This window comes from Pseudomonas sp. AL03, assembly GCF_029960815.1.
Lineage (GTDB): Bacteria > Pseudomonadota > Gammaproteobacteria > Pseudomonadales > Pseudomonadaceae > Aquipseudomonas.
In genome coordinates, this window is the sequence record NZ_JASBRE010000002.1 from 129377 (window position 1) to 150979 (window position 21603).

Annotated in this window: 16 protein-coding genes; 5 read left to right on the plus strand and 11 right to left on the minus strand. The window is 58.9% G+C overall.

Annotation, left to right across the window (positions count from 1 at the left end; translation table 11 throughout):
• The first annotated feature begins 1 nt into the window (after position 1).
• Positions 2–4657 (plus strand): hypothetical protein, encoded by a 4656-nt coding sequence (locus QK293_RS02700; protein WP_282375443.1) that lies wholly within the window; start codon positions 2–4, stop codon positions 4655–4657.
• A 48-nt stretch (positions 4658–4705) separates the two neighbouring features.
• Here the strand turns inward: QK293_RS02700 and QK293_RS02705 are convergent, their stop codons facing one another.
• The 6 genes from QK293_RS02705 to QK293_RS02730 are packed head-to-tail and all read right to left on the minus strand — an operon-like array spanning position 4706 to position 11422.
• Complete coding sequence (locus tag QK293_RS02705; RefSeq protein WP_282375444.1) at positions 4706–6037, minus strand: DUF58 domain-containing protein; 1332 nt, start codon at positions 6035–6037, stop codon at positions 4706–4708.
• Positions 6034–7035: a MoxR family ATPase gene (locus QK293_RS02710; RefSeq protein WP_282375445.1), complete on the minus strand. Its 1002-nt coding sequence runs from the start codon at positions 7033–7035 to the stop codon at positions 6034–6036. Before QK293_RS02710 ends, QK293_RS02705 begins: the two co-directional genes overlap by 4 nt.
• Positions 7032–8195, minus strand: a complete 1164-nt coding sequence (locus QK293_RS02715) for a DUF4350 domain-containing protein (protein ID WP_282375446.1) — start codon at positions 8193–8195, stop codon at positions 7032–7034. The genes QK293_RS02710 and QK293_RS02715 overlap by 4 nt, the downstream gene beginning before the upstream one ends.
• Positions 8192–9736, minus strand: a complete 1545-nt coding sequence (locus QK293_RS02720) for a DUF4129 domain-containing protein (protein ID WP_282375447.1) — start codon at positions 9734–9736, stop codon at positions 8192–8194. Before QK293_RS02720 ends, QK293_RS02715 begins: the two co-directional genes overlap by 4 nt.
• Positions 9723–10700, minus strand: a complete 978-nt coding sequence (locus tag QK293_RS02725; protein WP_282375448.1) for a stage II sporulation protein M — start codon at positions 10698–10700, stop codon at positions 9723–9725. Before QK293_RS02725 ends, QK293_RS02720 begins: the two co-directional genes overlap by 14 nt.
• Positions 10697–11422: an RDD family protein gene (locus QK293_RS02730; protein WP_282375449.1), complete on the minus strand. Its 726-nt coding sequence runs from the start codon at positions 11420–11422 to the stop codon at positions 10697–10699. The genes QK293_RS02725 and QK293_RS02730 overlap by 4 nt, the downstream gene beginning before the upstream one ends.
• A gap of 183 nt (positions 11423–11605) precedes the next feature.
• On the opposite strand from QK293_RS02730, the gene sbcB reads away from it, so the two are divergent.
• A complete protein-coding gene (gene sbcB, locus QK293_RS02735; protein ID WP_282375450.1) occupies positions 11606–13036 on the plus strand; it encodes an exodeoxyribonuclease I in 1431 nt (476 codons plus the stop codon).
• Positions 13037–13134: 98 nt separating this feature from the next.
• Here sbcB and mvaT read toward each other — a convergent pair whose 3' ends face one another.
• Complete coding sequence (gene mvaT, locus QK293_RS02740; RefSeq protein WP_007933316.1) at positions 13135–13512, minus strand: histone-like nucleoid-structuring protein MvaT; 378 nt, start codon at positions 13510–13512, stop codon at positions 13135–13137.
• Positions 13513–13851: 339 nt separating this feature from the next.
• Between mvaT and purU the strand changes: the two genes are divergently transcribed.
• Complete coding sequence (gene purU, locus QK293_RS02745) at positions 13852–14700, plus strand: formyltetrahydrofolate deformylase (protein ID WP_282375451.1); 849 nt, start codon at positions 13852–13854, stop codon at positions 14698–14700.
• A gap of 63 nt (positions 14701–14763) precedes the next feature.
• Positions 14764–14940 carry a hypothetical protein gene (locus QK293_RS02750; protein ID WP_282375452.1) on the plus strand — a complete coding sequence of 59 codons (177 nt, stop codon included), beginning with the start codon at positions 14764–14766 and terminating at the stop codon, positions 14938–14940.
• Here QK293_RS02750 and QK293_RS02755 read toward each other — a convergent pair.
• The 4 genes from QK293_RS02755 to QK293_RS02770 form a co-directional block, all read right to left on the minus strand.
• Positions 14927–15922 carry a lysylphosphatidylglycerol synthase transmembrane domain-containing protein gene (locus QK293_RS02755; RefSeq protein ID WP_282375453.1) on the minus strand — a complete coding sequence of 332 codons (996 nt, stop codon included), beginning with the start codon at positions 15920–15922 and terminating at the stop codon, positions 14927–14929. The genes QK293_RS02750 and QK293_RS02755 overlap by 14 nt on opposite strands.
• Positions 15919–16695: a polysaccharide deacetylase family protein gene (locus QK293_RS02760; RefSeq protein ID WP_282375454.1), complete on the minus strand. Its 777-nt coding sequence runs from the start codon at positions 16693–16695 to the stop codon at positions 15919–15921. Before QK293_RS02760 ends, QK293_RS02755 begins: the two co-directional genes overlap by 4 nt.
• Positions 16688–17809 carry a glycosyltransferase family 1 protein gene (locus QK293_RS02765; RefSeq protein ID WP_282375455.1) on the minus strand — a complete coding sequence of 374 codons (1122 nt, stop codon included), beginning with the start codon at positions 17807–17809 and terminating at the stop codon, positions 16688–16690. The genes QK293_RS02760 and QK293_RS02765 overlap by 8 nt, the downstream gene beginning before the upstream one ends.
• Before the next feature lie 190 nt (positions 17810–17999).
• A complete protein-coding gene (locus QK293_RS02770; RefSeq protein WP_282375456.1) occupies positions 18000–19889 on the minus strand; it encodes a methyl-accepting chemotaxis protein in 1890 nt (629 codons plus the stop codon).
• Positions 19890–20073: 184 nt separating this feature from the next.
• Between QK293_RS02770 and QK293_RS02775 the strand changes: the two genes are divergently transcribed.
• The gene (locus QK293_RS02775) at positions 20074–21561 is read left to right on the plus strand and encodes a helicase HerA-like domain-containing protein (RefSeq protein ID WP_282375458.1); all 1488 of its coding nucleotides are present in this window, start codon (positions 20074–20076) and stop codon (positions 21559–21561) included.
• Positions 21562–21603: the final 42 nt, after the last annotated feature.

The window sequence follows — 21603 nt, forward strand, 5'->3', positions numbered from 1 at the left end:
AATGAACAGTAAGCCTGTCAACACCGAAAGCAATGTTATCGCCAATGGGCACTTCGATGAGGGGTACGTTCACTGGGAAGACGTTGGCGCAACTGGGGGAAACATCGATTTAAAAAGCGGAGAGTGGGAAGGGGTCTCTATCTCCTACATGTCTCTTTACAAAGGCTCGGGGGTGGGGCAATTAATGCCGGCTCCCGTCCAGCAGTCGGCGGGGGAGCGATACAGCCTGAGTTTTCTTTATGACAATCGTCATGAACAGGCTGGCTCTTTCCTCATCAGTAGACGAGGTACGGACGATAAGCTCGAAATCCCACTGCCGCCGAGCGGCAATAGTGCGCAAGACCCTGAAACGAGAGCATTAAGTCTGACCCCTGTTACCACGCCACTTGAGTTCGATGTGCTGGAGGATGATGTTTTCAATATTGAAATCAAAAGCCCGAGTCAGGCAACAGCCTTAAAAGACGTCATCGTTGCCCGTATCAACCTTCATGTCGAACTGCCTCCGCTGGTGTTGACCCACATCATTAATGACGGGCAGGTATTTAGCCCGGGTGAGCAACCCTGTCTTTACTTGTGTCACGGAGCGACCGGGGAGGTGAGTCACCAGTTGTCGTTCGAGCCTGCGCCAGGCAGCCCTTGGCGGGGAACCGAGGCGTTGTTATGGAGCTTCGACAATCCTTTGGATGCGGTGGTCGTCTCGCCCGAATGGGGAGAAAACCAATTGATCGAAACACCGTGGCGAGTGGATTGCCCGGTGCCGATCAGAGACGACACGCAACTGTTCAGTTTGTCCATCTACAGCAAATACCACGCCGACGCTTATGCGATGACGGTTTCGCTGGGGCACCACAGGCTGACCGTCAGTACCTGTCTGGAACCGGCTTATCAGCCGGTGATCGAGTACGGTCAGTCGGTCAAGTTAGGCGTTCAGGTGACGTCGTATTACTCCCGTCTTCCGATGCGCAATCGCGAAGTTTGCTGGATGCACGGCGACGAGGTGCTTTTTCGAGGCAGCACGGATGAAGGTGGCTTTGCCTGGTTTGACTACACACCTGACACCGAAGGCCTGCGCTCGATAGACGCCAGCGTTCAAAGCCCGTTCTACGCGCAGGGTAGCGCTGCGCAAACGTTCAGTATAAGAGCCCATGCCACGGATCCTCTGAAGGCGGTGAAAGTACAATTCCCGAGTATGCAAGCCGCATTCTGGGGCGAAAAACAGGGCTACCCTGATCGTGGTGCGACGTATCAGTTGTCAGCGCTGTTTGCCCCCGACAGTCCATTGCGCGACCTGAATGTATGGCTGGCCTGGGAAGGTGGATTGCCGGATGAACTGGGGGTGGCGGTGCAGCCTCCCTTGTTGGAGCCAATCCTGGTCACCGGCACACAGTTGGACTGGGAGCTGGATTGCCAGGACATCAAGGACAGTTCTTTCGGCTTACGGTTGTGCTGTGCCGAGCTGCGCGAACCTACAGTGATCAATCCCATGTCGCTGGCTCGCCACAGCCTCAAGATCGGTGAGGTCCGCGAAGCCAACCGCACCCCGGTGGTGGATGAAGGTGATTACGTCTGGTGCATGGTGCGGGTGCTGAGCCTGGGTGACCTGCCGATCTCGGGCGTGCCGGTCGAATGGGACTCGCCACATGGACTTCAGCGAACCTATACCGGCGTGAACGGCTGGGCCAGTGTGATCGATCGACCAGCAGAGCACGGGGATTACACCCTCACAGCGCGGGTCAATCCGCGTGAAGGAGGGCAATTGCTGGAGCACGCTTTTGCCATCAAGACGGTGCAGACCAGTTCGTGGAGGACGGCGAGTTTCACACTGGACGGCGTTGTGGCCGATCGGGTGAATGCTGGTGTGGTGTGTGATGTTGGCGAGTTCACGACGCAACTGCACCTTAAGGTGGAACCCGGCAGTCCGTTGATAGGCAAAAGTGTTTCTCTGCAATGGCGCGATCCGGAAAGCGCGAATGTGATTCTCATACGCAAAATGGCGGATAAGAATCCCATTACCTCGGAAGGAGTACTTTGGAATGTTCATGGGATGCTGCCCGAACTAAGCGGTGTATTTGACTTGCTCGTACTCTCGAACGGACTGGAGCCTCTTGACCTGGCTTTTCGGACGCTTCCCCTCGATTTGGTCAAAGAGACCACATTGGAGTTCGATCAGAAGCCAGAAAACTGGGATGCCGAGGTTAATTTGTATCCGTGCATCGGCACGTCCCACGACCTGACAATCCTGCCCACAAACGACCTGGGCGGTTTGCATGGGTTGATGCTTGAAACCTCTATGGCGCCGGATCTGCCGCCGGGATGGATCCTTACCCCTTCCTTGACAGAACCTTCACCCATGACGGCCGGCGGCGTGCGCTACCGCTGTGACTTCACTGGCGCGACTGAACCTGCAGAACGTAGTTGGAAGGTCAAGGTCTTGACCGGTGAAGCGTACACCCAACCACCGGCACTCAGACTGAAGCTGGCTCACAACAAAGTGGTGATTGGCACTGCGTTCGAAGTTGCAACGGACCCTGTCCTGAGTAAAGCCGAAAGTGCACGGCTGGCCGTGCGGTACCTGTCAGCGTTCACTGGGAAGCCAGCGAGCAACGTGCCCGTCGAGTGGGACGACGTTGAAGAAGTGTCGGTGACCGGCTCGGACGGTATCGCCCAGCGCGATTATCAACCGCTGACAACGGGGGGGCAAAACATCCGCGCCCTGATCAGCAATCCTTATGACGCTACCCAAATCGAGCATACGTTTGCAGTGCACGCCTACCAGGACGATCCCTGGCTCGACCTCAACGTACAAGCGAGCTCGGGCCTGGCGGGGTCTTGGGGCGGGCAAACGCTCTTTCCCCGTCGAGGCGATAGGCTCGACTTGACCCTTTCCGCCCCGCAAGACAGTCCATTACACAATCAAGCGCTGACGTTAGGGCTGATTGGCGTCGACCAGATAGATCCGCAACTGTCGTTTGGGCCGGTAGGGCTAGGGGTGCCAAGGGAATTGGCGGCTGACGGTTTGCCGGTCAGCCTTCTGGCCGGTGATCAGACCGACGCGGCGTTTTCTTTGCAACTGTCGGCCTCGAGACTATTGGCGCGCTCACCGCTGAACGCGTTTTCCCTGGGCAGCAATGCGCAGGCGCTCATCATGTCTGGGAGGCGCCAGGAACACAAAGTCGCCGGTTGGCACGAGACGATGACGTTTGAAATCACGTTGGCCAGTGCATTGTCCGGCCAATCTGCGAAAAATATACAGGTGGAGTGGGAAGGAACTGACGTAGCAATGGAGCATGCGATCACCGTAACTAACTTCTACGGTGTGACGCGTATCAGTTTCATTGCGACGATCCCGGGGCCAGGAAGATTGACGGCTAGCATCGTCGGAGGAACCGATGTATTCGAATTTGAATACCACGTGCAAGAGCCCTGCTTGATCCAAGAGCTGACCAGCCCTGGCCTTGAGAATTATCCGGGAGAAGAGGTCAGTGCCGAGGCAACGGTAGTCAGCGCTTCAACGGGTGAGCCGGTTGAAGGAGTGAAGGTGCACTGGTTCTTCAAGGGTGTTGCGCTGGAACCGGTTGGCACCGATGCGCAGGGCAAGGCGCGGATTGTGTTTCTGTTACCGATGAAGATAGGGAATGGTGCATTGAACGCATCAGTGCTTGGGGAGTTTGGGTTGGATTCGGCTCGGTTGGTTTTTACGATGCTGGAAGACAGTTTTATCCTGAGTAACCCTGTTGTTCCTTCTGAACCGGTGGATGAGGGCAAAGAGGTGAAACTGAGTGTGCAGGTGCTGTCAGCAGGCACCTCTAAACCAAGACCTGGTGTCGCGGTGACCTGGGCGCGTTCTGATGAGAGCTTCGACATTTCGCAGAGTGGGGAGGATGGACGGGCAGAGTATACCCATCGCTGGAGCACGTCTTTGAAGACTCACACCATTCGGGCTTCCGTAGTCAGCCTGGATGGAACAAGGCCTCATCTGGATCTGCAAGTTAAGGACTCGACATATTCGGTTTGGACCAAAGATGTCGCATTGTTGATGAACAATATAGATCGTGGAGATTTTGCCTGGATCACTAAAGGAGCGGATCAGACTTTCCAGTTGAGGCCCTCTGAAGCAAGTCCGTTGTTGGGTACAACCGTATCGATGGAGATGATTGACCCGCCGTCCGGGGTGTCGTTGGAACCCTCGGTTGGGCGAGTGCTCACCGCTCAAGGTTTGGACTGGAAAGTGGCCTGTGGCGCTAATGTTTCTTCAGACGATGTTTTTTTCCTGTCGCTAAGAAGTGAGGCTTTCCCTTTACCATCCCCCCCTAAAAGAGTCAAAGCGACTGTGGGTGATTACCACTGCCGGATAGACAACAGCTTTGGTCTTAACAAGGAGTACTTTCCCGGTCCGCGCACAACGGTTTTTAGCTATGGGGTGCACGTGGTGTCGTTAGCCACTGGAAAGTCGGTGAAAGGCAAAGTAGTTTCAATGGAGCGAACTCCCGGAAGTCAAGGTGACTATTCGGTTACAACTCTTGCGGACGGATGGGCAGATAGTAATTTTAGGTTCGTAGGACCTGAGCGGAATCAGCCTGTCTTTGCGAGGTTCCATTTATATAATTGGTTCGATGGCAGCACGTCAGAGGTAACCTTGAGATGGCCCAATACCTGAGCATTTACACTTTTGCTATTGGGCATTTCTGGTCAATTACTTGGGGCGCTAAATCATTCCTGCTTTTTTCCAGCGCAGATATTGAGTGATCAGATGCGCGCCCAGCTCCACGGGGCGTACCTCCAGCACCGGTACACCATGAGCGCTCAACCTCTCATGGTGTTCGGCGCGGGCATTGAGGTAATCCACTGTGCTGCAGTAGGTCAGCGCCTCGGGGAGAGTCTGAACCGGTGCATGGCGTAAACGGTCGAGGGTTTCTTCGCGCAGGCTGGCAACCAGAACTCGATGTTGTTTGGCCAGACGCTTGACGGCTGTCAGCAATTCTTCATCGTCCTCATCCCGCAAATTAGTCACCAGCACCACCAGCGCGCGACGTTTCTGCCGAACCAGCAATTGGCTGACGGCGGCCTGATAGTCGGCAGGGCGCCGGGTGCTTTCGAGGTCGTAAACCGTATTGAGCAGCACGTTCAGTTGCCCGGTGCCTTTGACCGGGGCGAGGTAGCGCGGTTGATCACTGGCAAACGTACTCAGGCCCACCGCATCACCCTGGCGCAGTGCTACGTAGCTGAGCAGCAGGCAAGCGTTCAGCGCGTGATCGAAATGCGACAGCTCATCATCCTGACTGCGCATGCGCCGGCCGCAATCGAGCATGAAGATGATGTGTTGGTCGCGCTCATCCTGATATTCACGTGCGATGGGCGTGCGATGGCGAGCTGTGGCCTTCCAATCGATCTGGCGCAGACTGTCGCCTTCTCTGAATTCGCGTAGTTGATGAAACTCCAGACCCAACCCGCGACGTTGCCGTTGGTGTACACCCAGCTGGCTCAGCCAGCTATCCACCGCCAATAGCTGGCCGCCGTAGAGTCGGGCGAAGTCAGGGTAGACGCGGGTGTTGTCGGCGACGTTGAGCAGGCGTTTGTCCGACCACAATCCCATCGGACTTGGCAGGTTGATTTCGCAGTGTTCGAAGGTGAAGTGCCCACGCTTTAGCGGGCGCAGCCGATAGCCGATCCGGCTGCGTTGACCGGGTTGCAGTTCGACTGACAACGGCAGGTTTTCAAAGCTCAGCCCCTGCGGTACGTGATCGAAGATCTGAATGTGCAACGGCTGGTGGAAATCATGCTCGACCTCCAGCCGTACTTCGCCCCAACGACCGAGCGCCAGGCTGCCAGGCATCTGCCGCTGCACGCGCGGCGAGGGCAGGCGTTTGAGGCGGATGGCGTCGAGTATCGCCAAGAACAACAGCGCCAGCAGCAATCCCCAGTTGATCGACAACAGACTGCCGGGGGCTTCAACGTCCAATGCCCGCAAAGTGCCCAGCACAATGCCGATGGCCAGCAGGATCGCCAGCCAGATCAATAGCAGGCGCGAAGGTTTCACAGACGCGGCGCCGGCACTTGATCGAGCAGTTGCTTGAGCACCTGATCGACGTCCAGCCCTTCGATGTCCAACTCCGGCGCAATGCGCACACGATGGCGCAACACCGCCAGGGCGCAGCCTTTGATGTCGTCGGGAATGACAAACTCGCCACCGCGCAACAAGGCCCGGGCTCGGGCACAACGCACCAGCGCGATGGACGCGCGTGGCCCGGCGCCGAGAGTCAAGCCCGGCCAGGTGCGGGTGGTGCGGGCCAGGCGTACGGCGTAATCGAGGACCTGATCGTCAAGCGGCAAATCACTGGCGATGCGTTGCAAGGCCAGCACGTCTTTGGCTTGCAATACGGTGCGCAGCGGTTGCACGTCGAGCATGTCGGCGCGGGTCGAGCGGCTGACTTGGCGAACCATGTTCAGCTCTTGCTCGGCGTCGGGGTAATCCATGCGCACCTTGAGCATGAAGCGATCGAGCTCGGCTTCGGGCAGTGGATAAGTGCCTTCCTGTTCGATGGGGTTTTGCGTGGCGAGCACCATGAACGGTTGCACGATGGGCAGGGCGCGCCCTTCGAGGGTGACCTGGCGTTCCTGCATCGCTTCGAGCAGCGCGGCCTGGGTTTTCGCCGGGGCGCGGTTGATCTCGTCAGCGAGCAAAAGGTTAGTGAACAGCGGACCTTTGCGCAGTTTGAACTGCTCGGTTTGCAAGTCGTACACCGCGTGCCCGGTCACGTCGCTGGGCATCAGGTCGGGGGTGAACTGGATGCGTGCGAACTCGCCACCGAAGCAGCGGGCGAGGGCGCGCACCAACAAGGTTTTGCCCAACCCCGGCACGCCTTCGAGCAGCACATGGCCGCCAGCGATCAGGGCGGTGAGGACGTCGTCGATCACCGTGTTTTGGCCGATCACGGCTTTTCGTAATTCGGTCCGTACCGCTTGGGCCAATTGGCTGGCGCGCTGGCGTTGCTGAGCGGCGTGGGAGGGCACGCCGGGCTCGATCTGTTCACTCATAGCGTGTTCCTCAAGGTTTGCAGGTGGGCGACCTGACGGCTGAATTCAGCGCTGGACAGCCGCTGCTTCGGTCGCGGGCTCATGGCCTGGCTGATAGCGCGTGTGGATTGGCCGGTCAGGCGTGCGAGCACCCGCCATTGCTCGGCAACGTCCAATTGTTCGAAACCGGGATGACGGCGCCGCACACGACGCAGGATGTCTTGCTGCAAGGCTTGCAGCAGGTGCTGTTGCCCGTTGCGGCGCAACATGAAATCGGCGCTGGCGCGCAGGTGTTCCTGAAGTTGCCGGCGACCTTTCGGAGCAGGTTCCAGCAGCGGACCATGGCGTACCCCGACATGCCAGAGCGCAAGCCCGATCAGGGCGATGAGGGCGACCAACGCCTGAGGGAAATTACGCAGGAGCAAGGTCAGCAGACTGTCGTGATCGGTGTTGAACAGCAGGGTCACGTTCGTGTCGGCGGTCAGGTACCAGAGCAGCCAGGCGTTGTCGTACTGGTCGATGGCCGGGGTTTTCCACAGGTCGGCGTCGGTGACCACGGTGATCGAACCGAGCCCGTGGTTCAGCTGCATCATGTGCGTGGCCTTGCCGCTGTTGGCCCAGGCTTGCGCGAGGTTTTTCGGGTCTTCGAGATGGAACGCCGTATCGAAGCTGGCGTAGGCCGGCGCGTCTTCGTCTTCCAGATACAGCTTGGTCAGTTTGGGGTAAGGGTTGCCGCCAATAGTGGGCGGCGGCTCCTTGAGGTCTTTGCTCAGCGACTGGTGCAGCTGCACCCGGTCGAGCAGCAGGTCATTGCTCTGGCCGGTCCTTTCATCCCACAGCGACTGGGCGACAAACAACAGGCGCCCGCCGGCCCGGGTCCAGTTCATCACTTGATCGATCTGGCGCGGCGTCATGTTGTACCGGTCCCCGAGCAACAACAGGCTGTGCTGATGCGGATCGAGGGTGGGCAGCACGTCGAGGTTGTTGGCGTGACTGACGGTCAGGCCCTGTTTGCGCAGGAAATGCGCTGCGGCCAAATAGGGATTGGCCTGGGCTTCGGGGGACGGGCCGTGATCGATTTCTGCCTGATAGGGCGTGGCCTTCAGGTACAGATAAACACTCAGCACGCCCACCAGCACGCTGATGAACACGCCGACCGAAAGCCGCAACCGCCGGCTCAACGGGGCGCTCCCGGGCCGAACAATGTTCGCCAGCCGTCACAGAGTTCCTGTTGCAAATGCGCGGGCGGCAGGCGATGCCCGTAGGCCATGTTCTGCCAGTGCCTGGTCAGGTTTCTGCTGAAGGCCAGCAAGGCCGGTTGATGCAGTTGCTCGACGCGTTGGAGCACCTCGCCTTCCGTGTCGGCGGGTTTCAGCGCCATGTTGTGGTCGTGCAACAGATGGCTGAGCAGGGCGCGATAGAGCAACCCGAGGGCAGCGCGCGGGTTGGTTTGCCAGAGACTTTCGGCGCTGGCTGCGATGTCAGCGGGCAGGGTTTCGCGATTCAGGTCCAGACCGAACGCTTGCGGCGGGAATGGGCGTGCGACTTTACGGTTGAACGCCGGCCGACGGCTGACGAACGCCTGCAACCAGCCGCGGTAACGCCAGATCAGCAAGCCGATGGCACCCATCACGGCGCCCCACAACAGCCCTTCAATCAAGGTGGCGAGAAAGCCGAAACGCTGGCTATCGAACAGACTGGCCAAGGCCTTCAGCCATTCAGGTGTTTTCCCGTCATCCGGTGTTTGGGTGTCGGGTTTGTCTTCGCCAAATCGATAGCGGGTCACCGTTTCTTTGTTCTTGAACGGGGGCTGATCGAGAATTTTCTTGATGCTGTCTTTGGACGCCTGACTGGTCAGCGGCTGATCCAACAGGCGTGGGCTGTCCGGCGTGATCACCGGCTCGTCGGCCCAGACGTTGGGTGCGGCCGGCACCAGCAGTATCGCGGCCAGCAGCAGAGTGACCGCTGTGGTGTTGAGGCGTTGGCGCAATCGGCGGAACACCAGTTCGATGTCCCAGGCTTCCAGCACCGTGCGCCGATTCAGATAAAGGCTGAAGCCGCAGGCCACGTAGATTGGTTCCCAGACAATCAGCACCAGCACGTAAAAGGCATTGGTCAGGTGTTCCAGCCATCGCCAGTCCTGTGTGGCGGCGGTGATCAAGGTCTGCCAGCTCCAGTCGAGTTCGACCTGTTGCGGCAAGAACATATAGAACAGCACCATCAGGCCGATCCATAACGCGCTTTCCAGATGCACGCCGATGATCGTAAGCCACCGCGCGGAACCGGCGTTGCGCTGCAACAGCACCTGCAAGCGCTGTTGTCGTGCCTGCCCACTCAGCCCTTCGAGTTGCACCACCGGCATCACAAAACTGCGGCTCAGGCTCAGCCGTCGCCAGGTCAGGCTGGCCAGCAGTTGTGGCTTGAGCAGGCGCGGCCATTGGCGCAGCGCCTGTTTCAATGTGGGTGTTTCACCGAACATTACTTTGGAAAGGATGTACAACGGCAGTCGTTCGAACGCCGGTTTCAGCCACCAGAAGATGAACACGGCGAGGGAGGGCGAATCCCACAGAAACAAGGTGAGCAGCGCGAAGATCGGCAAGGTGATGATGGCCCAACTGGTCATCAGCAATCGTCGATGGCGCTGGCTCAGCAGCACGCCCAGGTCCATGGCTTCCCAGGTGGTGCGCGGGCGGATCACGACCGTGGCGTCACTCAGGCGCATGGCGGGTTCGTCCGGCAAACAGCAGATAAGTCGCCACCAACAACCAAAGCACCGCGCCGACCAGGTATTTGGTGATTGGCGCCGGCGCGGTCATCGACGACCAGTAGGCTTCGATAAACGCGGCAATCAGCAGAAACAGCATGACGCCGCAGATCAGCAACACGCTCTTGCGCGCCGCCAATCGCAACGCTTCGGCGCGGGGCAGGCGCCCCGGCGCGATCATTGCCCAGCCCAGTTGCAGGCCGGCGGCACCGGCCAGCGCAATGGCGCTCAGTTCGAACGCGCCGTGGCCAATCACGAACGACCAGAAGGTTTGCCCGTAGCCGATGTGCGTCAGGTGCCCGGCCACCGCGCCAATCATCAAGCCGTTGAAGAACAGGAAAAACGCGCTGCCCAGACCAAACAGCAAGCCGCTGGCAAACGTCTGAAAGGCGATGCCAATGTTGTGCATGATGTAGTAACCGAACATCACCCAGTCTTCACTGGCGGCGCGTTCCGCCGAACGCCCCAGGTGACCGGCGTCGGGGTCATACATGCCTTGCATCTCGCTGACCTGCTCGGCCGGAATCAGGTTGTAGACCAGGTCCGGGAACAGATACACCAGCAGCGCGAAGCCGATCAGGCTGCCAAAAAACATCAGGCCGGCGGAGAGCACAAAGCGCCATTGTTCGCGCACCAGGCGCGGAAAGTCGGCAAGGATAAAGCTCAGTAGGTTGGCGCCCAGTCGACTGCGATGCCGATAAAGCTGTTGATGCCCTCGCAGCACGTGTTGCTGCAAGGAGTCGATCAGGAAACTGCTGTAGCCGCGTTCCTGAGCCAGTGCCAACTGTTGGCAGAGCCGTCGATAGTCTTTCGGGAAACTGGCGATCCGTGAGGTTTCCTTGCCTCGCTCCAGCTGGTCGAGCATCAGGGAAAACTGCTCCCATTCGGCCTTGTGGCGATTTTCGAAAAGGCTTTGCTTCATGCGGGCCCCAACAAGCCACGGGCGATGCCGTTGAGTTCCGCCACGGCGCGTGGCGCGGAGACCTGCAACGGTTGGGCAAGGATCGACGCCAGTTCGTTCGTCCGCGCTTCGGAGAGTTCACCCTGGCGTTCGGCAAACCCAAGAATGGCGCGTTGTTCGAGCAGCGTCAGGGTAAAGGCCGGGCGCCGAGGCTGGACGTCGGGCAGTTGCGGTCGAGTCAACGGTTGTTCGCGGTAGATCACCAGCGTGCCGGCGGCCAAGTCGCCGAGGCGTTTGAAGGTGGGGTGTTGCAGGCAACTGATGGCGCCGAGGAAGTAGCCAAATGGCAACAGGTCGAAAAATCGCAGCAGGTTGCGCAGCAGCGAAGCAGACCAGCCGATCGGCGTGCCATCGTCCTGCACCACCCGCAACCCCATCCATTGTTTGCCCGGCGAGCGCCCTTGGTTGAGCACCTCGAACAGCACCATGTACCACCAGCTCACCACGAACAAAAGAATCGAGCCGAGCCCAGCGCCGAGTTTGCCGAGAAACGCCAACACAATAAACAGCAAGCCCAGGACCAATCCGCGTAACCCAAGGTCGATGGCGAACGCCAGCGCACGAACCATCAACCCGGCCGGGCGCAGTGGCAAGTCGATGCCTTCCGGCGTTTCGACTTGATACCGCGTATCCAGTGGCGCGGACAGCGTCGCTTTCCTTGGCAGTGCTGTGGTCTCGAGCATGGGCAACCTTAATGTGGCCTGTTCGGGATTCGATGTCCGGCCGATGCTAGCAGCCTCTCGGGGGGAAACGACATAACTATGTATTGCACGGTGAGTGGCCGGAGGTGATTGAATGACGAGATTACTGGCCGGGGCGGGATGTGAACGCCTAGACTTCGCCGATCTTCAGTTCAGGAATAGCCCGTGACCTCTATCTTCTGGTACGACTATGAAACCACTGGCATCAACCCCCGTTGCGACCGCCCGCTACAAATGGCGGGGATTCGCACTGACTTCGATCTCAATGAAATAGACGAGCCGGTCAACCTTTACTGCCAGCCCAGTGAAGACATCCTGCCCCATCCGGCGGCCTGCGCGATCACGGGTATTACCCCCGGCCGACTGGCCGAGCAGGGCCTGAGTGAAGCCGATTTCATGACCCGGGTGCATGCCCAACTCGCTGCGCCCGGTACGTGTGGGGCGGGGTACAACACGTTGCGTTTCGACGACGAGATGACCCGTTACAGCCTGTACCGAAACTTTTTTGACCCCTACGCGCGCGAGTGGCAGGGCGGTAACAGCCGCTGGGACCTGATTGATGTGGTGCGTGCAGCGTATGCCTTGCGCCCTGATGGCATCGTTTGGCCAAAGGACGACGAGGGGCGGGTGACGCTCAAACTCGAACGCCTGACCGCCGCCAATGGCATTGATCACGGCAATGCTCACGAAGCGTTGTCGGACGTTCGCGCCACCATCGCCCTGGCGCGTCTGATCCGGGAAAAACAGCCAAAGTTGTATGACTGGTTGTTTCAGTTGCGCGGTAAACAAAAGGTGATGGATCAGATTCGGCTGTTGCAGCCAATGGTGCACATCTCCGGGCGCTTCTCGGCGGCGCGCAGTTATGTTGGTGTGGTGCTGCCATTGGCCTGGCATCCGCGCAACAAGAACGCTTTGATTGTCTGTGACCTGCACCTGGACCCTCAGGGCTTGCTCGATCTTGATGCCGACACCTTGCGTCAACGGCTGTATACCCGCCGCGATGACTTGGCCGAGGGCGAGTTGCCGGTGCCGCTCAAACTTATCCACATCAACAAATGCCCGGTGGTGGCGCCGTTGTCGGTACTTCGTTCTGAAGACCCGCAACGTTTGGGGCTGGATATGTCGCTCTACCAAGCGCGTGCGCTGCGGCTAAGTGACGCACAAAAAGTTTGGCGAGATAAAGTTCAGGCGATTTATGCCAACGAAGACTTCACCTCGAGCCAAGACCCTGAGCAACAGTTATACGATGGTTTTATCGGTGATCGGGATCGGCGTCTATGTGAGCAAGTCAGGTCTGCCGACCCTGCTCAATTAGCGCAACAACAATGGCCTTTCGATGATGAACGCTTGCCTGAATTATTGTTTCGATATCGCGCCCGCAACTTCCCCGATACGTTGAGTTTCGAAGAGCAAGAACGCTGGCGAATATTCTGTCAGCAACGTTTGTCAGCACCCGAATGGGGGGCGCCAAATACGCTGGACACTTTTGTAGCGGCCGCAGCCCAATGGAACATTAGTGCTACATCGCTTCAGCGGGAGGTGCTGAATGAATGGCAGAATTATGTCCAGGGATTGCGCAAACGATTGAATCTTTGAAAACGAATATGTCCGGGGCTGAATGCCAGCATCAAAAAACGCCAGCATCAGCTGGCGTTCTTTTTTGTCGCGGATGAGTCTGCGACAAACTCTGCGGCTTAGCCCAGCAGGGTAGCCCAGCCTTCAACCACGTCACCGCCCCACTTGGCTTTCCACTCTTTCAGCGTTTTGTGGTTGCCACCTTTGGTTTCGATGACTTCGCCGTTGTGCGGGTTTTTGTATTGTTTAACTTTGCGAGCACGTTTGGTGCCGGTAGTTTTTACTGCGCCGCCGCGTGGCGCTTTGGTTTTGGACTCTGGATCCAATAGCGCAATGATGTCACGCAGAGATTTGGAGTATTCGCCCATCAGGGTGCGCAGTTTGCCTTCGAATTCCAGCTCGGTTTGCAGTTTGTCGTCTTGGGACAGGTTCTTCAAACGGGCTTGCAGCTCTTTGATAGCTTCTTCGGTGGCGCGATATTCGTTGATCAAGGACATGAGGACTACCTTATGTTGGGGCGCTGGATGGCAGGTGACAGTGCGGCAATAATAGTCAGGGTGTTTCATCAAGTAAACATTAACCGTGGTTTTATTTAAATGAGTTACGGTGAATAGGGCATAAATGGCGGGTGTAGTTAAATAGTGTGATGCCGTCATCACAGATATTCACAATCGGGCACTTGAAGATGGGCAACAGGAACACCATCGCGCGGGTAGTGGAGGCTGCCAAAATCTCTGTCGCCCACCTTCGTGCCAGGCAAGACGTCATCAATACTGCAGTTTTGCTGCGCAATCGCTAGAATGGCCGCCTTTGCGAAGTTCTGGAGTTTGACCCTCATGCGCACTTTTCGGCTGGTGATTGCTTGCCCGGACCGCGTCGGCATCGTTGCTAAAGTCAGTAACTTTCTGGCGTCACATAACGGCTGGATCACTGAAGCGAGCCATCACTCGGACAATCTCAGTGGCTGGTTCTTCATGCGTCACGAAATTCGTGCCGATTCGCTGCCCTTCGGTATCGATGCCTTTCGCGAAGCGTTTGCACCGATTGCCGAAGAGTTCTCCATGAACTGGCGCATCACCGATACCGAGCAGAAAAAGCGCGTGGTACTGATGGCCAGTCGCGAGTCTCACTGCCTCGCCGACTTGTTGCACCGCTGGCACAGTGATGAGCTGGATTGCGACATTTCCTGTGTAATTTCTAACCATGACGATTTGCGCAGCATGGTCGAGTGGCACGGGATTCCGTATTACCACGTACCGGTCAACCCGCAGGATAAAGAACCGGCATTCGCCGAAGTATCGCGTCTGGTCAAACAGCACGATGCCGAAGTGGTCGTACTTGCCCGTTACATGCAAATCCTGCCGCCCGAGTTGTGCAGCGAATATGCTCACAAGGTCATCAACATTCATCACAGCTTCCTGCCGTCGTTCGTCGGTGCCAAGCCGTATCACCAGGCATCGATGCGGGGTGTGAAGTTGATCGGCGCTACTTGCCACTACGTGACCGAAGAGCTGGATGCCGGTCCGATCATCGAACAGGACGTCGTTCGCGTCAGCCACAGCGACAGCATCGACGACATGGTGCGTTTCGGTCGGGACGTCGAGAAGATGGTGCTGGCCCGTGGTCTGCGTTATCACCTGGAAGATCGGGTGCTGGTGCACGGCAACAAAACCGTCGTGTTCTGACAGCCAGTTGCTGATCGTTCCCACGCAGAGTGGGAACGATCTGGGTAAATAGAGGACATGACCATGGCCGATCCACTGGACAAAGCCACTTCCAGGGCACCCACCACGTTGGGTGAGGGTTGTCTGAGTCGCTATGACCCGGATGACATGAACCCCGAAGACGGCACGGAGTTTCCCGGTGCTGTCGAGTTGTGGGAACAGTTGCAGCAAGAACCCGACGACAAGCCTACGCCTGCTTGAGTTTCAGCAACTTCTTCAGCAGCGGCCGCCCGAGCATCAGCAAAAACACCGGGCCACCCACCACCAGGTAGAAGTAATAGGTCACCGCCCGCCAGATCAGAATCGCCGCCGCCGCGGTAGATTTTCCCACCATCGGCGCCAGCAGCGCCGCCGAGGTCAACTCCGCTGCCCCGGCACCGCCCGGCAACAGGCTGAACTGCCCCGCGCTCAGCGAAAGCATCTGGATCAGGAAGATCCAGGCCCACTGCAAATCCGCCCCGAGCCCACGCAACGCCAGATACAGCACGCTATAGCGCAGGAGCCAATGCAGGCAGGTCAAGGCAAACACCATGATCAATGTCTGAAAGGGCAACTTCAGCGTGTCAGCAAAAGCCGCCAGGAAGTGCAGGAGTTTTCGCGCCCAGCGCAGGCGCGTGGTGGCTTTGACATTGAGGCGAGCGAGCAACCGGCCGCTCAGGCGAATCAGCATTCGATGGTAACGGGCAACCACCACACAACTGAGCAACCCGCCGAACATCGAAAGGGCGCTGACGGTCAGCAGCCATTCCATGCGTTGGCTGAGGTGCTGGAACAACGCATAGATCAGGATCCCGCTCAGCGCGCAGAGAAAAAACAGTAAATCGCTCAGCTGATCCATGGCAAACACGGCGCTGCCTCTGGCCGGACGCACGCCATTGCGCGCCAGCAGCGCCATGATGGTCAGCGGGCCGCCGCTGCCGCCGGGGGTGGCGCAATAGGCGAATTCGGCGGCCATCACCACCCCGAGACTTTTGAACGGGCCCACCTTGTCGCGCTGATCCCCTAGCAACAGGCGCAAGCGCATTGTGTTCAGCACCCAGCACAGCAGGATCATGCCGAACATGATCAGCAGCCATCTCAGCGGAAAGCTTTGCAGTCGATACCAGGTTTCGTTACCGCCCAGCAGCGACGGAATCAGCACCGCAGCAAGCAGCGCGACGAGCAGCAGAATCCCGCGACTCATGCGGCGCGACCCATACAATCGCTTTGCAGCGCCAGCCAGCGTGCCTTGGTCATCGGCACACGACCCTCGCCGAGCAAGCGCTTGAGGGTTTGCAGCCAGTAAGTGCGCGAGAGCTCATGGCGCATATCGACCGGGTGCAGGCCGAGACGAATCACCGGTGCGTGCCGCCAGCGTTGTTCGCGTTGATGGCTGACGAGTTTCGACACCCCCCGGCGCCAGGCGCTGCGCGCACTCCAGACCAGGCCTGGAGCATCAACGGCGCTGAAGTCCGGCAGACGATACAGATGCTGCGGATCGCTGGTGTAACTGAGGGGTAACTGGCGCAAGGCCTGGCGCGTCCCTTCGCTCATCAGCCAGGCCGGGGCGACGAACCCCTCCAGCGGCCAGTGATAACGGTGGAACACTTCGATGCCGGCGCGCAGGCGGGCAAGAGCGGCTTCTTGAGACAGGCTGTAAAACTCGCCTTCATGGGTGTAAATCCGGCGCATGAACCAGTCTCGTGGGGTAGTGGGCGTGGGCTCTTCATCGCAATGAAAGTAACCGTGCAATGCCAGTTCGTCACCTCGGGCGATCCGACGGGTGAGCCAACGTCGAAACCCCGGATGCTCCTCCAGATCGTTGTGCTTGTGCAAATTTGGCACCACCAGCCAGGTCATCGGCACCTCGCCCAGGGCGTCGACAGCTTCGACAAAGGGTTGGTAATCGGCCCAGGTTTGCGGTGCGACGTCGTGCAGGACGAGTAACAGGCTGGGCGGGTTCATGGGCTCAACCATTGGCGGTCAGCAGCCAGTGGCTGCCGAGTACGGCGTGATAGTGCCGCAGCAGGCTGTTGACCACCGTGTCCCAAGAGTAATGCTGCTCGACATGGCTGCGGGCCTGTTTGCCCAACACGACGCTGCCCGAGCTGAACAGTTCGCGGACCGTGTTGGCCATCGCCAACGGATTATTCGGCGGGCAGAGGAGGCCGCATTGATCGGTGATGATTTCCTGAAAGGCCCCGGCCGCCACGGCCACCACCGGAATGCCACTGGCCATGGCTTCAAGAATCACCAGGCCGAAGGTTTCCTGATCGCCGGCATGCAGCAGCGCATCGGCGCTGGCCATCAATCGCGCCACGTGTGCCGCCGGACAGAACTCACCGACCACGGTGACGTTGTCGGGCACTGCGGCTGGCATCGACGAACCTACCAGCAGCAGGTGATAGCGTCGGCCCAGGCGTTTCATGCAGTCGAGCAGCACCGGCAGGTTTTTTTCCTTGGCGCCGCGCCCGGCGAAGATCAGCAAATGAGTGTTTTCATCGATGCCCAATTCGGCCCGCAGACCCGGGTCCCGGGCATTGGGATGGAAGGTTTGCAAGTCGACGCCCAGCGGTTGAACGAAAACGTTCTTCACCCCCAACCCGATCAGTTTGTCGGCCATGACCTGGCTTGGCGCCAGAACCCGATCGAAGTTGCCATAGAGCTTGCTGACATAGGCTTCGACGTTGGTTGTGACCCAGTTGCCCATGCGATTGCTGACCAGCAGCGGCAGGTCCGAGTGATAAAAGCCGACCACCGGGACATCGAGTTGCCGCCGAGCGTCGAGTGCCGCCCATGCGGTGAGGTAGGGGTCGCCGACCTCGATCAGGTCGGGCTGTAAATCCTGCAGAACATTGCGCCAGGGCGCGAGACGGAGGGGGAAGCGATAGCCTTTGCCGAAGGGCAGAGCGGGGGCCGGAACCGTGTAAACGCCATCCTGTTCACTTAAGTAAGCCCCAGGGATCAGCAGACTGTGGCGAATGCCCGGCTTGATGCCCAGGCGACGGTGTTTTGCATCCAGATAGGTGCGCACGCCACCGCTGGCAGGGGCGTAGAACATGGTTATGTCAGCGATATGCACGATGAACATCCCTCCGGTCCGTTATTCTCCCTTGGTTGACCTTTATGAAGGATAGATGTTCGGTTGGGGTTTTGTGGCGGGGGTGTCAGCGAGGTTTGTGATGTTTGAGCAATCGCCTTCGCGGGCAAGCCTCGCTCCTACGGGTTCACGCTAAACCCTGTAGGAGCGAGGCTTGCCCGCGAAAGGGCCAGTTCAGACACTAAATACGGAAACTGCCCACCAACTGCTTCAACCGCGCAGCCTGCTGTTCAAGATCCGAACACGCCCGCAACGTCGACTGCAGGTTTTCCACCCCTTCCTGATTCAGTGTATTGATCTCGGTAATATCCACGTTGATCGATTCAACCACGGCAGTCTGTTCCTCAGTTGCCGTCGCCACCGACTGGTTCATCCCGTCAATCTCGCCAATACGCAACGTCACGCTATTCAGCCGCTCGCCGGCCAGGTTGGCGATTTCGACGCTGTCCTGACTGTGGCGCTGGCTCTCGCTCATGGTGCTGACGGATTCGCGGGCGCCGATTTGCAACTCCTCAATCATGGTCTGCACCTGCTGCGCCGATTCCTGAGTGCGGTGCGCCAGGTTACGAACCTCGTCTGCAACCACCGCAAAACCGCGACCGGCTTCACCGGCACGTGCCGCTTCGATGGCTGCGTTGAGCGCCAGCAGGTTGGTTTGCTGGGAGATGCTGGTGATCACTTCGAGAATCTGCCCGATATTCACGGTTTTGCTGTTCAGCGATTCAATATTGGTGCTCGAGGCGCTGAGCATGCTCGACAGCTGATTCATCGCGGCAATGCTGCGGTCCACCACTTGCTGGCCATCTTCGGCCAGGCTGCGGGCATCGCTGGCCTGACTCGAGGCTTGTGCTGCGTTACGGGCGATTTCCTGAGCGGCGGCGCCGAGCTGGTTGATCGCCGCGGCCACGCTGCTGGTGCGCGAGGCTTGCTGGTCGGAATTGAACATCGACGAATTCGAGGCGGCCACTACACGCAGGGCCACTTCGTTGACTTGTCCGGTGGCCGAGGACACTTCGCGGATCGACGTATGAACCCGTTCCACGAAACGGTTGAACGCCGTACCAAGAATGCCGAATTCGTCCTGATTCTGGATGGTCAGGCGCTTGGTCAGGTCGCCTTCACCGTCGGCGATGTCTTCCATGGCGCGGGTCATGACGTGCAGCGGCTGGATCAGGATGCGGATCAGCATGCCCAGCAGGGCGATGATGATGGCCACGGCAATGACCGTCGCAACGACCGCCGAGGTGCGGAATTCGCTGAGCATCGAGAAGGCTTTGTCTTTATCCACCGACAGACCGATGTACCAGTTGACCGATGGCAGGCCTTTGATTGGAGTGAAGGTGACGATGCGGGTCTTGCCTTCGACGTCCACTTCACTGAAGCCGCTGCTGATGCGCGGGGTATTTTTCGGGTACGCCTCGCTCAGGGACTTCATCACCAAGGCTTTGTCCGGGTGGACCAGAATCTTGCCATCGGCGCTGACCAGAAAGGCGTAACCCATGCCGCCGAAGTCGCGGGCGCTGAGGGTGTCGATCAGGGTTTGCAGGCTCAGGTCGCCGCCCACCACACCGACGCTTTGTCCGGCCTTTTTCGAGGCCGTGGCGATAGAGATGATGGTCTGGCCGGTGGCCGCGTCGATGTAGGGTTCGGTCAGGGTTGCAGTGCTGCTGCTTTCGGCGCCTTTGTACCAGGGGCGTACTCGCGGATCGAAGCCGGCAGGCATTTTTGCGTCAGGGCGAATCGTGAAGCTGCCGCTGGCATCGCCCAGGTAGGACGCCATGAAGGTCGACGTCAGGGCTTTCTGCTCAAGCAGACTGGCGACGGTGGCCTGTTCGGGGTTGATGGCGATGTTCTGGGCGAGGTTGTCGATCAGCAGGATACGGCCGGTCAGCCAGGTCTGGATGTTGTTGGCGGTAACGTCTCCCATCTCGGTGAGGTAGTTATCCAGGTCTTCACGAATCGCATTACGCTGTAAATAGTCGTTGTACAGCGTAAACGAGGCAAAGGCAGCAATAACGATGAGGGCGGCGGCAAGCAGTATTTTATGGCTGAAGCGCAGATTTTTATTCATGGCTTGGGGTCCGCTAAAGTCTTAATGTCCAGGGCGTGCTTTTATAAAGGCGCGCAAATTGGGCAGTGTTGAAAGTAAGCTGATATTTCCGTCTTTCCTTCGGGGAATTACCGAGGCTATTTTCAGTCTGGTCTCTCGCTTGTTATCGGCCATGAAGGATCAAAGATTAACCATGGGTGACAAAATGCCTGACTCATTGCAACTCGTTATCGGCGCCGACCTCGCGGGCCAATCTGTCACTCAGGCCATGCGCCTGGCGAACCGTCACGGGCTGGTGGCGGGCGCTACCGGGACCGGTAAAACCGTCACCTTGCAGCGGCTGGCCGAAGCCTTCAGCGATGCCGGCGTGGCGGTGTTTGCCGCCGATATCAAGGGTGACCTGTGCGGTCTGGGCGCCGCCGGCAATCCTCAAGGCAAAATCGCCGAGCGGATCGCCGGGATGCCTTGGCTGAACCACACGCCTCAAGCGTATCCGGTGGCCCTGTGGGACATTCACGGTCAGTCCGGTCATCCATTGCGTACAACCTTGAGCGAAATGGGGCCGTTGCTGCTGGGCAGCCTGCTGGAACTGACCGACAGTCAACAGTCGACGCTGTATGCCGCCTTTAAGGTGGCGGATCGTGAAGGGCTGTTGCTGCTGGACCTTAAGGATCTGAAGGCGCTGCTCAATCACCTGCGTGACAACCCCGAATTGCTCGGTGACGACGCCGCGCTGATGACCACCGGTTCCAGTCAGGCGCTATTGCGGCGCCTGGCGACCCTGGAGCAGCAGGGCGCAGAAGCGCTGTTCGGTGAGCCGGCGCTGCAACTCGAAGACATTCTGCAACCGACCGCCAATGGCCGCGGGCGCATTCACTTGCTCGATGCCAGCCGTCTGGTGCACGAAGCGCCGAAGGTCTACGCGACGTTCCTGTTGTGGCTATTGGCCGAATTGTTCGAGCAATTGCCCGAGCGCGGCGATTCGGACAAACCACTGCTGGCGCTGTTTTTCGATGAGGCGCATTTGTTGTTTGCCGGTACGCCAAAGGCGTTGCAGGATCGCCTTGAGCAGGTGGTGCGACTGATTCGCTCGAAAGGCGTTGGCGTGTATTTCGTTACCCAATCGCCGGGCGACTTGCCGGATGACGTGCTCGCTCAGCTCGGTTTGCGCATTCAACATGGCTTGCGCGCATTCACCGCCAAGGAGCAGAAATCCCTGCGAGCGGTGGCCGAGGGCTTCCGGCCGAACCCGGCGTTCGATGCTTTGTCGGTGCTGACCGAGCTTGGGATCGGCGAGGCGCTGGTCGGCACGTTGCAGGACAAGGGCACGCCAGAGGTGGTTCAGCGGGTTTTGGTTGCGCCGCCGCAATCGCGGATCGGGCCGCTGAGCGAAGCCGAGCGTGCGGCGTTGATCGCCAGTTCGCCATTGCAGGGACGTTATGACAAACCGATCGATCGTGAGTCGGCTTATGAAGTGCTGATGGGACGCAAAGGTCTGGCGCCGGAGCCCGAAGCAGTCCCGGGCAAGGCTGCACCAGAGGAACCGAGCTTCACCGACAAGGCCGGGGAATTCCTGGGTACGGCGGCAGGGCAAGCGCTGAAATCGGCGATGCGTCAGGCGGCTAATCAACTGGGCCGACAGTTGGTGCGCGGGTTGATGGGGTCGTTGCTCGGTGGCAGCAAGCGCCGCTGAATAACTTGTAGGAGCGAGGCTTGCCCGCGAAGAGGCCCTTAA